This is a genomic window from Picosynechococcus sp. PCC 73109 (assembly GCF_001521855.1).
GTDB lineage: Bacteria > Cyanobacteriota > Cyanobacteriia > Cyanobacteriales > MRBY01 > MRBY01.
The window spans coordinates 743,286-756,155 of record NZ_CP013998.1 but is presented as its reverse complement, the minus strand read 5'-3'; the positions used below and the strand labels follow the sequence as shown (position 1 = coordinate 756,155).

Sequence of the window (12,870 nt, the reverse complement as noted above, 5' to 3'; positions counted from 1 at the left end):
CAAAATCTTCAGTAGTATTGAAAAAATCCTTATCGTCTTTCGGCCGCGAACCATGGGCAAAGTAATTGGCATCGATCTTGGCACTACCAACAGCTGTGTTTCTGTCCTTGAGGGCGGTAATCCCCTTGTCATTACCAACGCAGAAGGGGCACGGACTACGCCAAGTATTGTCGGTTTTGGCAAGAGCGATATTCGCCTCGTGGGTCAATTGGCAAAACGCCAGAGCGTAACCAATGCCGAAAACACAGTCTATAGTATCAAGCGGTTCATTGGCCGTCGCTGGGATGATACGGAACAAGAACGCCGTCGGGTTCCTTACAAATGTGTTAAAGGAAAGGACGATACCGTTGATGTCGCGGTGCGGAAACAGGTTTTTACGCCCCAAGAAATTTCAGCAATGGTGCTCCAAAAGCTCAAGGCCGATGCAGAGGCGTTTTTAGGGGAGGAAGTTTTTCAAGCGGTCATCACCGTGCCAGCCTACTTTACCGATGCCCAACGTCAAGCCACCAAAGATGCCGGAACAATCGCCGGTCTTGAAGTGCTGCGAATTATTAATGAACCGACCGCTGCGGCCCTTGCCTATGGCCTAGACAAACAAGACCAAGAACAATTTATCCTCGTATTTGACCTTGGGGGTGGCACCTTCGATGTTTCCATCCTGCAGTTGGGAGACGGAGTGTTTGAGGTCAAGGCGACCTCTGGAAACAATCAACTGGGTGGTGATGATTTCGATAACGCCATTGTGGAATGGATGGTTGAACGGTTTCAGCAACTCGAAGGCATTGATCTAAGTAGCGATAAGATGGCCCTCCAACGGCTCCGGGAAGCGGCAGAAAAGGCCAAGATTGAGTTGTCTAGTACCATTACGACATCCATTAATTTGCCGTTTATCACGGCTGATGACACTGGCCCTAAGCACTTTGAAATTGATTTGAGTCGCTCGAAGTTTGAGGAATTAGCCAAAGATTACATTGAGGCGACCCTCCGCCCCGTAGAACAAGCATTAAAAGATGCAGAATTAACTGTTGATAATATTGATCGGATTATTTTGGTGGGGGGTTCCACGCGCATCCCCGCAGTCCAACAGGCGATTCAAGGTTTTTTCCATGGCAAACAAATTGATCGTTCTGTAAATCCTGACGAGGCGATCGCCATTGGGGCCGCAATCCAAGCCGGGGTCCTCAATGGTGAAGTGAAAGACGTTCTCCTCCTTGATGTCACCCCCATTTCCCTCGGCATCGAAACCCTCGGCGAAGTCTTTACCAAAATCATTGACCGTAACACCACCCTGCCAACCAACAATTCCCAAGTTTTTTCCACCGCCACCGACGGCCAAACCTCTGTAGAAATCCATGTTCTGCAAGGTGAGCGGGCCCTCGCAAAAGACAATAAAAGTCTAGGAAAATTTCTGCTCACAGGGATTCCCCCTGCTCCCCGGGGCTTACCTCAAATTGAAGTTAGCTTCGAAATCGATGTCAACGGCATTTTGCAGGTGTCCGCCCAGGATCGCGGTACCGGCAAAGAACAGGGCATTAAAATCACCAATACCGGTGGCCTTGACCCCGCTGAAATCGAAGCAATGCGCGCCGAAGCCGCAAAATACGCCGAACAAGACCGCCAACGTCTCCAAGTAGTTGACCTCCAAAACCAAGCCGACAGCCTCTTCTACAGCCTTGATGCCACCCTGCGAGAAAATAGCGAATTGTTAACCAATGAAGTTAAAACCCAACTAATCCAAAAACGCGCTGTTTTAGAACAATCCTTTACCGACCGTTCCTTCTCGACCGCAGAAATTCGCCGTCTACTCGAAGACTTTAAGACCGCACTCCTGGCCATTGGCTCAAAACTCTATGACCGCGAAGGCGATACACCGATCTATCGCCCCATCTCAGTGACCCCTGTGCCAACCACTGCCGACGATGATTTAATTGAATTTCCCACCGAAGCTGGTGTTGTCATTGAAAATGGCGAAGGCAATATTACTGGGGATTATGAAACCATTGATTGATTGGGTTATGGCTAAACCTTGACCCAGATAACACATCTATTCCCCATAACACTTTTCAGGTTTTCCCAGTTCAAGTTAAGATTGGTAAAGGCTAGATTGTGCTCGTTATTAGAAAAGGTTTATGGCAGGCGACTTTTACGAAATTCTTGGTGTCTCCCGTGATTGTGGGAAAGATGAACTCAAGCGGGCTTATCGTCGTCTAGCTCGTCAATATCACCCAGATGTTAATAAAGACCCTGGGGCCGAAGAAAAATTTAAAGAAATTAATCGCGCCTATGAAGTCCTCTCGGAACCGGAAACCCGAGCCCGCTATGATCGCTTTGGTGAAGCTGGTGTCTCTGGGGCTGGGGCTGACTATGGCGACATGGGCGGCTTTGCTGATATTTTTGAGACCATTTTCAGCGGGTTTGGTGGTATGGGCACTGGTGCCACCGGGGGCGGCCGCCGACGCAGTGGGCCGATGCGGGGTGATGACCTCCGCCTAGACCTAAAGCTCGACTTTAAAGAAGCGATTTTTGGGGGCGAAAAGGAAATTCGTATTCCCCACCTAGAGACCTGTAAAACGTGCAGTGGCTCTGGAGCAAAGGCTGGTACTTCGGCAAATACCTGCGGCACTTGTAATGGCACTGGCCAAGTGCGGCGGGCGACCCGGACTCCCTTTGGTAGTTTTGCTCAAGTTTCTGTCTGTCCAACCTGTAATGGGGAAGGGCAAGTGATCGCCGAGAAGTGTGAATCCTGTGGTGGTGCTGGTCGCAAACAAGAAACCAAAAAGCTCAAAATCACGATTCCTGCCGGGGTTGATAGTGGCACACGGCTGCGGGTATCACGGGAAGGCGATGCTGGCGTTAAAGGTGGCCCCCCTGGGGATCTTTACGTTTACTTAGCCGTCAATGCGGATAAAGAGTTTCGTCGCGACGGTACAAATATCCTCTCGGAAATTGAAATTAGCTATCTCCAGGCAATTCTTGGGGATACGGTAAAGGTTAAAACCGTTGATGGTACAGAAGATTTGACGATTCCGGCTGGTTTACAGCCCAATAAAGTGCTTACGTTGGAAGGAAAAGGGGTGCCTAAACTGGGTAATCCAGTGAGCCGTGGTGATCATCTAATCACGGTAAAAGTCGTGATTCCGACGAAAGTAAGTCGAGAAGAAAAAGAACTGTTGCACCAACTGGCGAAATTAAAGGGAACTGAACACAGTAAAGGTGGTTTTGAAGGGTTATTGGGGAACCTATTCCATAACAAATGAGCAATCCGCAAGCATTAGAGGCAGACGCACGGTTAGATTTGCGGGGGACTCCCTGCCCGATTAATTTTGTGCGCACAAAGTTACAACTCAAGAAAATGGCCGCCAATACCTTGCTCGAAGTGTGGCTCGATGCGGGGGAACCCATGGAGCAAGTGCCTGATAGTTTGACGATGGAAGGGTATTTGGTAGAAAAGGCGATCGCCCAACCGGAGGGCCACTACGTATTATGGGTACGTTGTCCGGCGACATGAGTGGTGGCTTAGTCCCAGAGAACTGCCAGGGAACCGTAACGGCGGTTCAGGCAAACTTTTACCATGTGCAACTCCAAGCTGGGGCAGGACATTTGCTCTGTACAAGGCGAGCCCGCTTAAAAAAAATTGGTCAACGGGTCATGGTGGGAGACCAGGTCATCGTTGAAGAAGTTGATTTTCAAGATAGACGGGGGGCGATCGCCCAGGTTTTATCCCGCCGCACCGTTTTAGATCGCCCCCCTGTGGCCAATGCTGACCAACTCTTACTGGTGTTTGCCCTAGCGGAACCATCCCTTGATCCCTGGCAACTGAGTCGCTTCTTGATCAAAGCAGAATCAACGGGGTTGCCGTTATTATTGGGTCTTAATAAACAAGATTTACTCTCTAAAAAAGAACAACAGACCTGGGCTGAACGCCTCCAACAATGGGGCTATCGGGCTGTCTTTTTTAGTGTGCTCCAGGATGCTGGCATTGCCGCCCTAGAAGCTAGTCTTAAGGATAAAATCACCGTGGTGGCTGGGCCTTCGGGGGTGGGAAAATCAAGTCTGATCAACCGCTTAATTCCCCAGGTGGAGCTACGGGTGGGCGAAGTTTCAGGCAAATTGCAGCGGGGACGACACACAACCCGCCATGTGGAATTATTTCCACTGCCCCAGGGGGGACTTTTGGCCGATAGTCCTGGGTTTAATCAGCCGGATTGGTCGGTGCTGCCCCAGGCGTTGGGGGGATATTTCCCAGAGATTCGTGCCCAACTCAAACAAGAAAATTGCCAGTTTAAGGATTGTTTACACCTGCAGGAACCCAACTGCGCGGTGGGACGGAATTGGGAACGCTATGAGATCTATGAAAAATTTCTCGAAGAGGCGATCGCCTACCGTGAGATCCAGCAGCAGCAACGGGATGAAGAAGATCACCTCAAGGTCAAAATTACAGCGGCGGGCAAACAAATCCATGAGCCGAAACTAGCGACCAAAAAATATCGACGAACTTCCCGGCGGGAACGGCACCAAAATTTAAAAGATTTATACGAAAAGCAATCCCTCGATGAGTTGTATGGGAACGACGACGGCTAAATCTCTTTTACAATGAACAGTTACACAATACTGAGGTTGATGGTTCATGGCGGCAGTGTGGCAGCAGATTCTCTTTTTGCGCTTTCCCTTTGAGCCTTGGTTAAGGGCCAGTGTCAGTTACCGGGTGTTTGGACTTTTGCAGGGCTGGCGGGGCGGCAGTTGGCTATTGCAATGGGCAGAACCCCTGGGGGCAATGATTCTCTGTGTATTGTTGGTGGCAGCGCCCTTTGTCTCGACAACCTTAATCGGATTTTTGCTGTTGGCCTGTGCGGGCTATTGGATTTTGCTAAGCCTGTCTGATCTGCCCCTGGGACAAGTGACAGGAATTCATCTTTTGGTTGCACTATATGGGGGCATCGCGGCGATCGCCACGGTCTTGTCGCCGGTTAAGGGGGCGGCCCTGTCTGGGTTGGTGCAGTTGTTGCTATATCTGATTTTCTTTGCGTTTTGTGCCCGGGTACTGCGATCGCCCAAAATTCTCGCGGCGGTCATTTGGGTGTATTTAATGGTGTCCCTGGTGGTGAGCGGCTATGGTATTCGTCAGGAATTTTTTGGGGTAGAACAGTTGGCCACCTGGAACGATCCTTTGTCGGAGTTTGCCAACGATACTAGGGTTTACAGTTACCTAGGCAACCCGAATCTTTTGGCGGGTTATCTCCTGGGGGCGATCGCCTTTAGTGGCGTAGCGATGCTGATTTGGCGCACCAAGATCCAGAAAACTTTAGCAGCGGTCATGTTTGTAACCAATGCGGCTTGCCTATTTTTTACCGATAGTCGGGGGGGCTGGCTGGCGATGGTGGGAGCGGCCGTTGTGGGGGGATTATTACTCTACAGTTGGTATGGCGATCGCCTCAGTCCTTTTTGGCGTAAATGGTTGCTGCCCTTGTGTTTCGGCTTTGGGGCGGGGTTACTACTCATTGCGGTATTGGGCGTTGATGCCATTCGCCTACGGTTGCTGAGTATTTTTTCCTGGCGGGGCGATAGTAGTAATAATTTCCGGATTAATGTGTGGTTGGCGGTACTGCGGATGATTGGCGATCGCCCCCTGTTGGGGATTGGGCCAGGCCATGATGCCTTTAATGCGGTGTACCCCCAGTATATGGAAAGTCGTTTTTCGGCCCTGAGTGCCTATTCAATTTTTCTGGAGACCGCTGTGGAAACTGGTTTACTGGGTTTGACCACATTTGTGTGGTTGCTGATCAATATCTTTAGCCAAGCTTTACAAAGCCTTAAAGACTTTCAGTCCCAGCATAAAATAGAAGGACTATGGTTAGTTGGGGCGATCGCCGCGATGACAGGACTGTTGATCCAGGGCCTCTTTGATACCGTTTGGTATCGTCCCCAGGTCAATACCCTCTGGTGGTTGATGGTGGGCATTATTGCCGCCCAGATCCCCCAGTGCCAACCCACTGGAAGAGACAACCCCAGCCCTTAATCTCGATTATTTTTTCTGGCTGAGCTACCGGGGAACTTTTTGTCCCGTGGTTTCAGCGTGCGGCCTGAAATTTTGATCTGCATCTGCTCTTTGGAGAGGAGCGGTCTGATTTTTCTTCCCATTATCTCCTGCCCTGAGGTTTGCAATTTTGTCATGATTTTAGTCGGTGAGCACCAAGCCCATTTCCTTGAATTTTTCCTGGAGACCCTCCGGGGTATTGCCGCAGTGCAGGTTGCCCCCAGCGCCGCCCATCTGTCGGCTTTGGCGATCGCCAATCATCCAGAACTGATCATTGTGAACCTCGATTTTGTGTCCCGTCCGGAGCGCAAACTGTTTGCCCAGCTCAAAAGTGATCTGCACAGCCGCGATATCCCCCTGATTATTACCACCACGGATATCCATGCCCAAACCCGGGCCGAAGCTTTCTCGTTTGGGGCCGATGATGTGTTGCTATTGCCCTGCACCAGCACCGAATTACAAAAACGTGTCCAACAACAACTTAACCACAAACATCTCCAAGCCCTGTGGTCAAACCAAACCGAGCAACTGCAACGGACAATCACCCGCCAAAGAATTCTTCGCGTCGTGATCAATCGGATTCGTCGTACCCTCAACCTCAACGAAATTTTTCAGAGCACAACCAAGGAAATCCATGATGCCCTGCACTGCGACCGGGTGGTGATCTACAAGTTTAACCCCGACTGGAGTGGTCACTTTGTGGCTGAGGCCATGTCTCCCCAATGGCGATCGCTGATGAATGACGCCAGTGCGCGACAGCGTGAACTCCTAAAATATTCCGCAGTGCGTGATGACCGTTGTATTGTCAAAGTTTTTGAAAGTGAGCTACCGGGCTGGGTAGAAGATACCTATCTCCAGGAAACCCAGGGGGGGATTTATCGTCAAGGCAATACCTACCGGGCAGTCCATGATATTTACAAAGCCGGGTTTCCTCCCTGTTACATCGAGCTCCTCGAAAACTTCCAAGCCAAAGCCTATATCACCCTACCGATTTTCCTAGGCGATCGCCTTTGGGGACTCCTCGGCATCTACCAAAACAACGCCCCCCGCACCTGGCTTACCGAGGAAATCGAAATGCTGCGGCAGATCGCTACCCAACTGGGTGTGGCCCTCCAACAGGCCAAACTCCTAGAAACCCTACAGGCAGCCAAGGAAGAAGCAGAAAAGGCAAACCAAGCAAAAAGTCAATTTTTGGCCAATATGAGCCATGAACTCCGCACACCCCTCAGCGCCATTTTGGGGTTTACGGAGCTACTCACGGGGGATACTAACCTCACTGCCGATCAACTCGAATCCCTCGACATCATTACCCAGAGTGCCCAGCACCTGCTGAACCTGATCAACGATATTCTCTCCCTCTCAAAAATTGAGGCCGGGGAGACCAGCATCCTTCGAGAAGCCTTTAATCTCGTTGAAGCTCTCAATGTTATCTACGATTTTGTTGTCCTTGCGGCGAAACAAAAGCAACTAGAACTGATCTTTGAGCGTGATGCCAATGTACCGGAGGTGATTTACCTCGATGAAAAAAAGCTCAAGCAAGTCTTAATTAATCTCTTGAGTAATGCCATTAAATTTACTGAGGTGGGTCGCGTTACCCTCAAAATTACCTATGATGCCCACCAACAGAACTTACACTTTGCCGTAATTGATACGGGGCCTGGCATCCCAGAACATGAGCAGAACAAATTATTTCAGGTTTTTCAGCAAACCAGCACAGGAATCCGTTCGCGCCAAGGTACAGGCCTGGGCCTCGCCATCAGTCAGCAGTTGGTACAGCTCATGGGGGGAGAGATCCGGGTAACAACGGCAGAAAATCAGGGTAGTTGCTTTTGGTTTGAGCTGTCCCTCGCTTCGCCAGAAAAAGATCAAGCAGACATTTCAATTCAGGCTTTTGGAGAACACACGGGGCGATCGCCCAAAATTTTGCTCCTCAAGGATCAAGTCGAGCAGCGGGAATTACTCTGTCAGCGACTGGCCAGGGCTGGTATCGAAACCCAGGCGATCGCCATGGAAGCAATCTCTAATCACCCATGGCAACAATGGACACCAGACCTAATTTTGGTTGACCTGAAACTGGCCTCCGTCGATGGTGCGGAGATCTTGAGCAATATTCAACAACAGCTCCAAACAGTCCCCCTAACCGAAGACCCAAAACTCATCGTGATTACCGCTGATATCTTTCAAAATCAGCAAGATGAGCATTCGCGGTTAGCTTGTGATGACATTATTTATCACCCGGTCTCTTTGGAGGAACTTCTAGGTAAGGTTGCCCATCATTTAGAGCAACATAGGGAAATTTTGCATCCCGTTGACGTCCACCCAAAATCACAAACCTCCCCGTCCTAAATCCAGTTCGTTATGCTGAAGTTATCAGCGATTACCTTGTTTGAATCCCCTTGGCCTAAAGGCTACTAATCTTTAAATTTTGTCACCGCCGATGGCTTCTACTTCCCCGAAAAAACAACCGCCTCGCCTGATCACCTTTAAACAACTCATTAAAACCCACCATGGTCGCGCTTATTTCCTGGGTGGTAGTTGCTTGGCGATGTTAACCCTCACAAGTGTGGGCTTCGCAACCCTGGTCAATCCTCGGGTGCCGATTCCGGTGGTGGATAGTCTTTTGGGACAATTGCCAGCCCAGACAGCGGCGCGGGTTTTGGAGGAAACGGAATCCCCATCATCTCAAACGGTCAGTGGTGCGGACGCCCCTCCGGCAACAACAACGCCGCCACCCGCCGAGACTAATGCTCAGACGAATTCTCCTGGGGGAGAACCGTCCGTGTTACCCCTCTGGATTTATGGAGTCATTGTGCTTTGTGCTTTGGTGGGGCCTTCCCTATTTACCTATGCCCTTTACCGACTCTATCAACAGTCCCGACGACGGCCTCAAATACAGAGACAAGCCTCCCCGGAAGTTGGGCGATCGCCGCTGCCGATGTCCCCTCCCCAAGACGGTTAAGGGCGAATTTATCGGGGGACGGCGGCCACCTCCCCTATAATGTGGAGGGTAAAAAAACTTTTAGTGTATTTCCACAAACATATGGCTCTGTTGGATTCAAAAGGGCGTCTTTTCGGCAAAGTGAGCATCCTCGATCTGGGGGCGCTTCTGATCATTCTTGGCGTAATTTTTGGTATTTTTTTCCTCCCCGGTCGTTCGGGTTCCGTGGCCCAAATTGGGTCAGCCATGGAAGCGATCGAGGTGGAAGTCCTGGTGCGGGGCCTGAGTGTGAAGTCCCCAGAGACCTTTGTGGCAGAATTTCAAGGGTCTGAAACTACCTCCATCGTGATCCGCAATCAACCCTTTGCCAATGTCGGCATTAAGTCCATTGAGCTTTTACCCCGGACAACCCCTGTGCCCCAGCCGGACGGCTCTGTTTTACCGTTGAATGATCCCCGTCCTGAGGTGCAGAATATTGGGGATTTTCGGATTGTGTTAACCAGCGAAGCCCAGAAAACAGATAATGGCTATGTTTTTGGCAACAACAAGGTCAAAATTGGCCATACCCTGCGCCTTGAGGGGTTTAATTACGATTTCAATGGCAGCGTGATTGATATCCGGGCAGTGGAGAAATAGGCTCGACTCCATGGGCAAGTATTGGCGCATTTTAGGACTGTTTTGGAGTACGGCGATCGCCGCCGAATTGGAGTATCGTTTAAATTTTTTCATTGCGGCCCTCAGTAGTGTGGGGAATTTGGCGGGCAGCCTGTTCAGCCTCTTTTTGTTTTACCGCACAGGGTATCAATTTTCCGGTTGGACTTGGCAAGAGGCGATGTTGGTGGTGGGCATGTTTACCCTCTTGCAGGGGGTGGCCAATACTTTTTTTTCGCCGAATCTCAACCGGATCGTCCAACAGGTACAGGAAGGCACCCTCGATTTTGTGCTGCTCAAGCCCATCAGTAGTCAATTTTGGCTCTCGGCGCGGATGATTTCCCCCTGGGGCTTGCCTGACTTAGTTTTAGGACTGGGAATTTTGATCTACATCGGGCTGCGGTTGGGTCTGTCACCGCTCAATTATGTGTTGAGCCTGGTTCCCATTGGGTTTGGGATGTTGATCCTCTACAGCCTCTGGTTTATGTTGGGGGCAACGAGTATCTGGTTTGTGAAAATTTATAATGTCACCGAGGTGCTGCGGGGCTTCCTTGAGGCCGGACGTTACCCGATTGTGGCCTATCCGGGGGTCTTTCGTTTTTTCTTTACCTTCATTGTCCCCATTGTTTTTTTAACGACCATTCCTGCGGAAACCATGTTGGGGCGATCGCCCTTGGGGTGGATTGCTGGTGCCGGTTGTTTAGGCCTGCTGCTGCTGTTATTGTCTAATGTGGTGTGGCGGTTTGCCCTACGGTTTTATACCAGTGCTTCTAGCTGAAGCCTTAGCAAGAATTTAAACTTTGTCTCCTAGACTGCCGTTGTATGAAAAGAAAACCCATCCTATCGACCATTGGTTGGCGAGAATGTGTGGCGCTCCCGGATTTTCAGATCCCCGTGATTCGCGCCAAAATTGACACCGGTGCTGGCTCCTCCTCGATCCATGCCACCCGCATTCACTATTTTCATCAAGGCGATCGCGAGATGGTTCGTTTCCAAATTCACCCCCACCAGCACAATATCCATGACACCGTTACCATAGAAGCCCCTTTGGTCGAACACCGCAGCATCAAAAGTTCCAATGGCCAAAAGCAACTGCGGCCCGTCATCGAAACCCATGTTCAACTAGGCGAACACCGTTGGCTCATTGAACTCAACCTCACCAATCGCTCCTTAATGGGTTACCGGATGCTCCTTGGACGCCAGGCCCTGCGCAAACGATTCCTCGTTGATGTGAGCAAATCTTTTCTCCAAAGCCAACCGGATCATCCCCACCAACCATGAAAATTGCCATTCTCTCCCAAGATCCAAAACTCTATTCCACCCGTCGTCTCCGGGAAGCCGCCGAAAATCGCCACCACGACGTCCAGGTGATTAATTTCATGCGCTGTTACATGAATATCACTTCCCACCAACCCTTTGTCATTTACCAGGGGCAGCGGTTAGAAAATTTTGACGCGATTATTCCTCGCATTGGGGCATCGGCCACCTTTTACGGTACGGCGGTGGTGCGTCAGTTTGAAGTGATGGGAGGGTTTAGTGCCAATACATCCCAGGCGATTTCTCGGTCCCGCGATAAACTGCGATCGCTGCAAATTTTAGCCCGCAAAGGCATTGGACTCCCGGTGACAGGTTTTGCCCACGCGACCCAGGACATTGATGGCCTCATCGAAACCGTGGGTGGTGCCCCCGTGGTCATTAAACTTTTAGAAGGCACCCAGGGTATTGGTGTGGTGCTCGCGGAAACCCACCAGGCCGCCAAATCCGTGATCGAAGCCTTTCGGGGGTTGGATGCCAACATTTTGGTGCAAGAATACATCGCCGAAGCCAAGGGCACGGATATCCGCTGTTTCGTGGTGGGCGAGAAAGTCGTGGCGGCAATGAAGCGCCAGGGTGCAGAGGGAGAATTTCGGTCTAATTTGCACCGGGGCGGCAAAGCGGACAAAGTTCGACTCACCCCCGAAGAGCGTAGTACCGCTGTCCGGGCCGCTAAAGCGATGGGATTGCGGGTTGCTGGGGTGGATTTGTTGCGCTCAAACCACGGGCCTCTGGTGATGGAAATTAACTCTTCACCAGGATTAGAAGGCATCGAAAAAACCACCGGGGTTGATGTGGCCGGAAAAATTATTGAATATCTCGAAAAGAATGCCGCTCCTGGGAAAACTACGGATCGCATTCAGTATTAGAGGTCAGGTTGTGGCTCACAAGCTAGAAGAAAAGCTGCAAAATTGTCTCAAGGCGATCGCCCCAGGTAAGTTCATCATGGCGACCAAGGGGATCTTCAAGGGTAAAAAGATTCACATTTTCTTGGTATTGGAACTCTTCGATTAAAAGCGATCGCATTTCTTGGCCCCGTAATCTCGCCCGTGCCTCCTGGTGCTGGGCATCAGCCATTAAACCCCAGTCTAGGTAAATTTTGGGGCGCAATTCAGGATTGCTCAAAACGGGAGTCGCGGCAAAAACCAACGCCGAATTTTCAAGGGATATTTTAAAAGCTCCATCTAAACCATTTATGGACATTGGGTTTGCCTCCAGTCCCAGCCAAAAAGAGGGGGATAAAGCGGCCACTTGGGGAAACTGGCGGGGGTGCTGGGTAGCCGTGTAAAAAGCAGCCAACCCGCCTTGGGCAGCACCGACGATGAGCGTTTGATCGGTTTGGGTGCGGTATTGCTCATCGATAAAGGGTTTCAGTCCTTTGGCAAGATAACGGCTGTAATCGGCTAAGCCGCCGCTTTGATCCGGGACGTGGGAATATTCGTAGCCATGATCATTGGGGCAAATGGCCACGACAATCAGTTTTTGCAATTGCTCCCGCAGGTACAGCCGACTCAAGCGTTCTGCCACCTGCCAACATTGACCAAAATCCCCATCGGGGAAAAAAATATGGTCGCCATCGTTGCAGTAAAGTACGGGCAGGCGATCGCCAGTTACTTCATAATCTCGTGGTAAAAAGACATGGATTTTGCGGGGTTGATCAAAATACGCCCCAAAACCCTTGAGTTGCAACTGATCATAGGTATGGAAAAAACCGCCCCAATGGCCCTGATCATGGAACCAAGCCCGTTGTCCACCTTTGTAAAATTCTTCTGCCATAGATGTTTTTTAACCTGCTGGGTTCAACCCATCCCCTAACCCAAAAATTCCAAAAACAACGGATGCTCACCTTCTACTAAGCCTCGGTTTTGCAGTGGAAAAAAGGGGATTTTCTCGCATTCTAGTGGCTTTTGCCAGAAACTTTTGCCCCTAGGGC

General features: G+C 50.5%; 12 protein-coding genes. 11 read left to right on the top strand and 1 reads right to left on the bottom strand.

From position 1 onward, the window contains the following. Positions 1-52: 52 nt before the first annotated feature. The 11 genes from dnaK to rimK all read left to right on the top strand — a co-directional run bounded on the left by dnaK (position 53) and on the right by rimK (position 11,806). Positions 53-2,008 (top strand): molecular chaperone DnaK, encoded by a 1,956-nt coding sequence (dnaK, locus tag AWQ23_RS03625; RefSeq protein WP_030005934.1) that lies wholly within the window; start codon positions 53-55, stop codon positions 2,006-2,008. 121 nt (positions 2,009-2,129) lie between these two features. After that, positions 2,130-3,257, top strand: a complete 1,128-nt coding sequence (gene dnaJ, locus AWQ23_RS03620; RefSeq protein ID WP_062432627.1) for a molecular chaperone DnaJ — start codon at positions 2,130-2,132, stop codon at positions 3,255-3,257. Then, a complete protein-coding gene (locus AWQ23_RS03615) occupies positions 3,254-3,508 on the top strand; it encodes a sulfurtransferase TusA family protein (RefSeq protein WP_062432624.1) in 255 nt (84 codons plus the stop codon). Before dnaJ ends, AWQ23_RS03615 begins: the two co-directional genes overlap by 4 nt. Continuing rightward, positions 3,484-4,581 (top strand): small ribosomal subunit biogenesis GTPase RsgA, encoded by a 1,098-nt coding sequence (gene rsgA, locus AWQ23_RS03610; RefSeq protein WP_062432621.1) that lies wholly within the window; start codon positions 3,484-3,486, stop codon positions 4,579-4,581. The genes AWQ23_RS03615 and rsgA overlap by 25 nt, the downstream gene beginning before the upstream one ends. Positions 4,582-4,627: 46 nt before the next feature. Beyond that, a complete protein-coding gene (locus AWQ23_RS03605; protein WP_062432612.1) occupies positions 4,628-6,016 on the top strand; it encodes an IctB family putative bicarbonate transporter in 1,389 nt (462 codons plus the stop codon). Between the two features lie 153 nt (positions 6,017-6,169). Further along, entirely contained in the window at positions 6,170-8,380 is a 2,211-nt protein-coding gene (locus tag AWQ23_RS03600) for an ATP-binding protein (RefSeq protein WP_062432602.1), read from the top strand. A gap of 91 nt (positions 8,381-8,471) precedes the next feature. Next, positions 8,472-8,993, top strand: a complete 522-nt coding sequence (locus AWQ23_RS03595; RefSeq protein ID WP_062432591.1) for a hypothetical protein — start codon at positions 8,472-8,474, stop codon at positions 8,991-8,993. Between the two features lie 81 nt (positions 8,994-9,074). Beyond that, positions 9,075-9,608: a DUF4330 domain-containing protein gene (locus tag AWQ23_RS03590; RefSeq protein WP_062432590.1), complete on the top strand. Its 534-nt coding sequence runs from the start codon at positions 9,075-9,077 to the stop codon at positions 9,606-9,608. 10 nt (positions 9,609-9,618) lie between these two features. Continuing rightward, positions 9,619-10,401 (top strand): ABC transporter permease, encoded by a 783-nt coding sequence (locus AWQ23_RS03585; protein WP_062432589.1) that lies wholly within the window; start codon positions 9,619-9,621, stop codon positions 10,399-10,401. Positions 10,402-10,445: 44 nt separating this feature from the next. Then, on the top strand, positions 10,446-10,904 hold the full coding sequence (locus AWQ23_RS03580; RefSeq protein WP_012306314.1) for a RimK/LysX family protein: 459 nt from the start codon (positions 10,446-10,448) through the stop codon (positions 10,902-10,904). Continuing rightward, positions 10,901-11,806: a 30S ribosomal protein S6--L-glutamate ligase gene (rimK, locus tag AWQ23_RS03575; RefSeq protein WP_012306313.1), complete on the top strand. Its 906-nt coding sequence runs from the start codon at positions 10,901-10,903 to the stop codon at positions 11,804-11,806. The genes AWQ23_RS03580 and rimK overlap by 4 nt, the downstream gene beginning before the upstream one ends. A gap of 22 nt (positions 11,807-11,828) precedes the next feature. On the opposite strand, the gene AWQ23_RS03570 is transcribed toward rimK, so the two are convergent. Beyond that, positions 11,829-12,713 (bottom strand): alpha/beta hydrolase, encoded by an 885-nt coding sequence (locus AWQ23_RS03570; RefSeq protein WP_062432588.1) that lies wholly within the window; start codon positions 12,711-12,713, stop codon positions 11,829-11,831. Positions 12,714-12,870: the final 157 nt, after the last annotated feature.

Bases quoted from the DNA above. Each gene is read 5' to 3' on its own strand.
- dnaK (WP_030005934.1), top strand. From the start codon at position 53: ATGGGCAAAGTAATTGGCATCGATCTTGGCACTACCAACAGCTGTGTT.
- dnaJ (WP_062432627.1), top strand. From the start codon at position 2,130: ATGGCAGGCGACTTTTACGAAATTCTTGGTGTCTCCCGTGATTGTGGG.
- AWQ23_RS03615 (WP_062432624.1), top strand. From the start codon at position 3,254: ATGAGCAATCCGCAAGCATTAGAGGCAGACGCACGGTTAGATTTGCGG.
- rsgA (WP_062432621.1), top strand. From the start codon at position 3,484: ATGGGTACGTTGTCCGGCGACATGAGTGGTGGCTTAGTCCCAGAGAAC.
- AWQ23_RS03605 (WP_062432612.1), top strand. From the start codon at position 4,628: ATGGCGGCAGTGTGGCAGCAGATTCTCTTTTTGCGCTTTCCCTTTGAG.
- AWQ23_RS03600 (WP_062432602.1), top strand. From the start codon at position 6,170: ATGATTTTAGTCGGTGAGCACCAAGCCCATTTCCTTGAATTTTTCCTG.
- AWQ23_RS03595 (WP_062432591.1), top strand. From the start codon at position 8,472: ATGGCTTCTACTTCCCCGAAAAAACAACCGCCTCGCCTGATCACCTTT.
- AWQ23_RS03590 (WP_062432590.1), top strand. From the start codon at position 9,075: ATGGCTCTGTTGGATTCAAAAGGGCGTCTTTTCGGCAAAGTGAGCATC.
- AWQ23_RS03585 (WP_062432589.1), top strand. From the start codon at position 9,619: ATGGGCAAGTATTGGCGCATTTTAGGACTGTTTTGGAGTACGGCGATC.
- AWQ23_RS03580 (WP_012306314.1), top strand. From the start codon at position 10,446: ATGAAAAGAAAACCCATCCTATCGACCATTGGTTGGCGAGAATGTGTG.
- rimK (WP_012306313.1), top strand. From the start codon at position 10,901: ATGAAAATTGCCATTCTCTCCCAAGATCCAAAACTCTATTCCACCCGT.
- AWQ23_RS03570 (WP_062432588.1), bottom strand. From the start codon at position 12,713: ATGGCAGAAGAATTTTACAAAGGTGGACAACGGGCTTGGTTCCATGAT.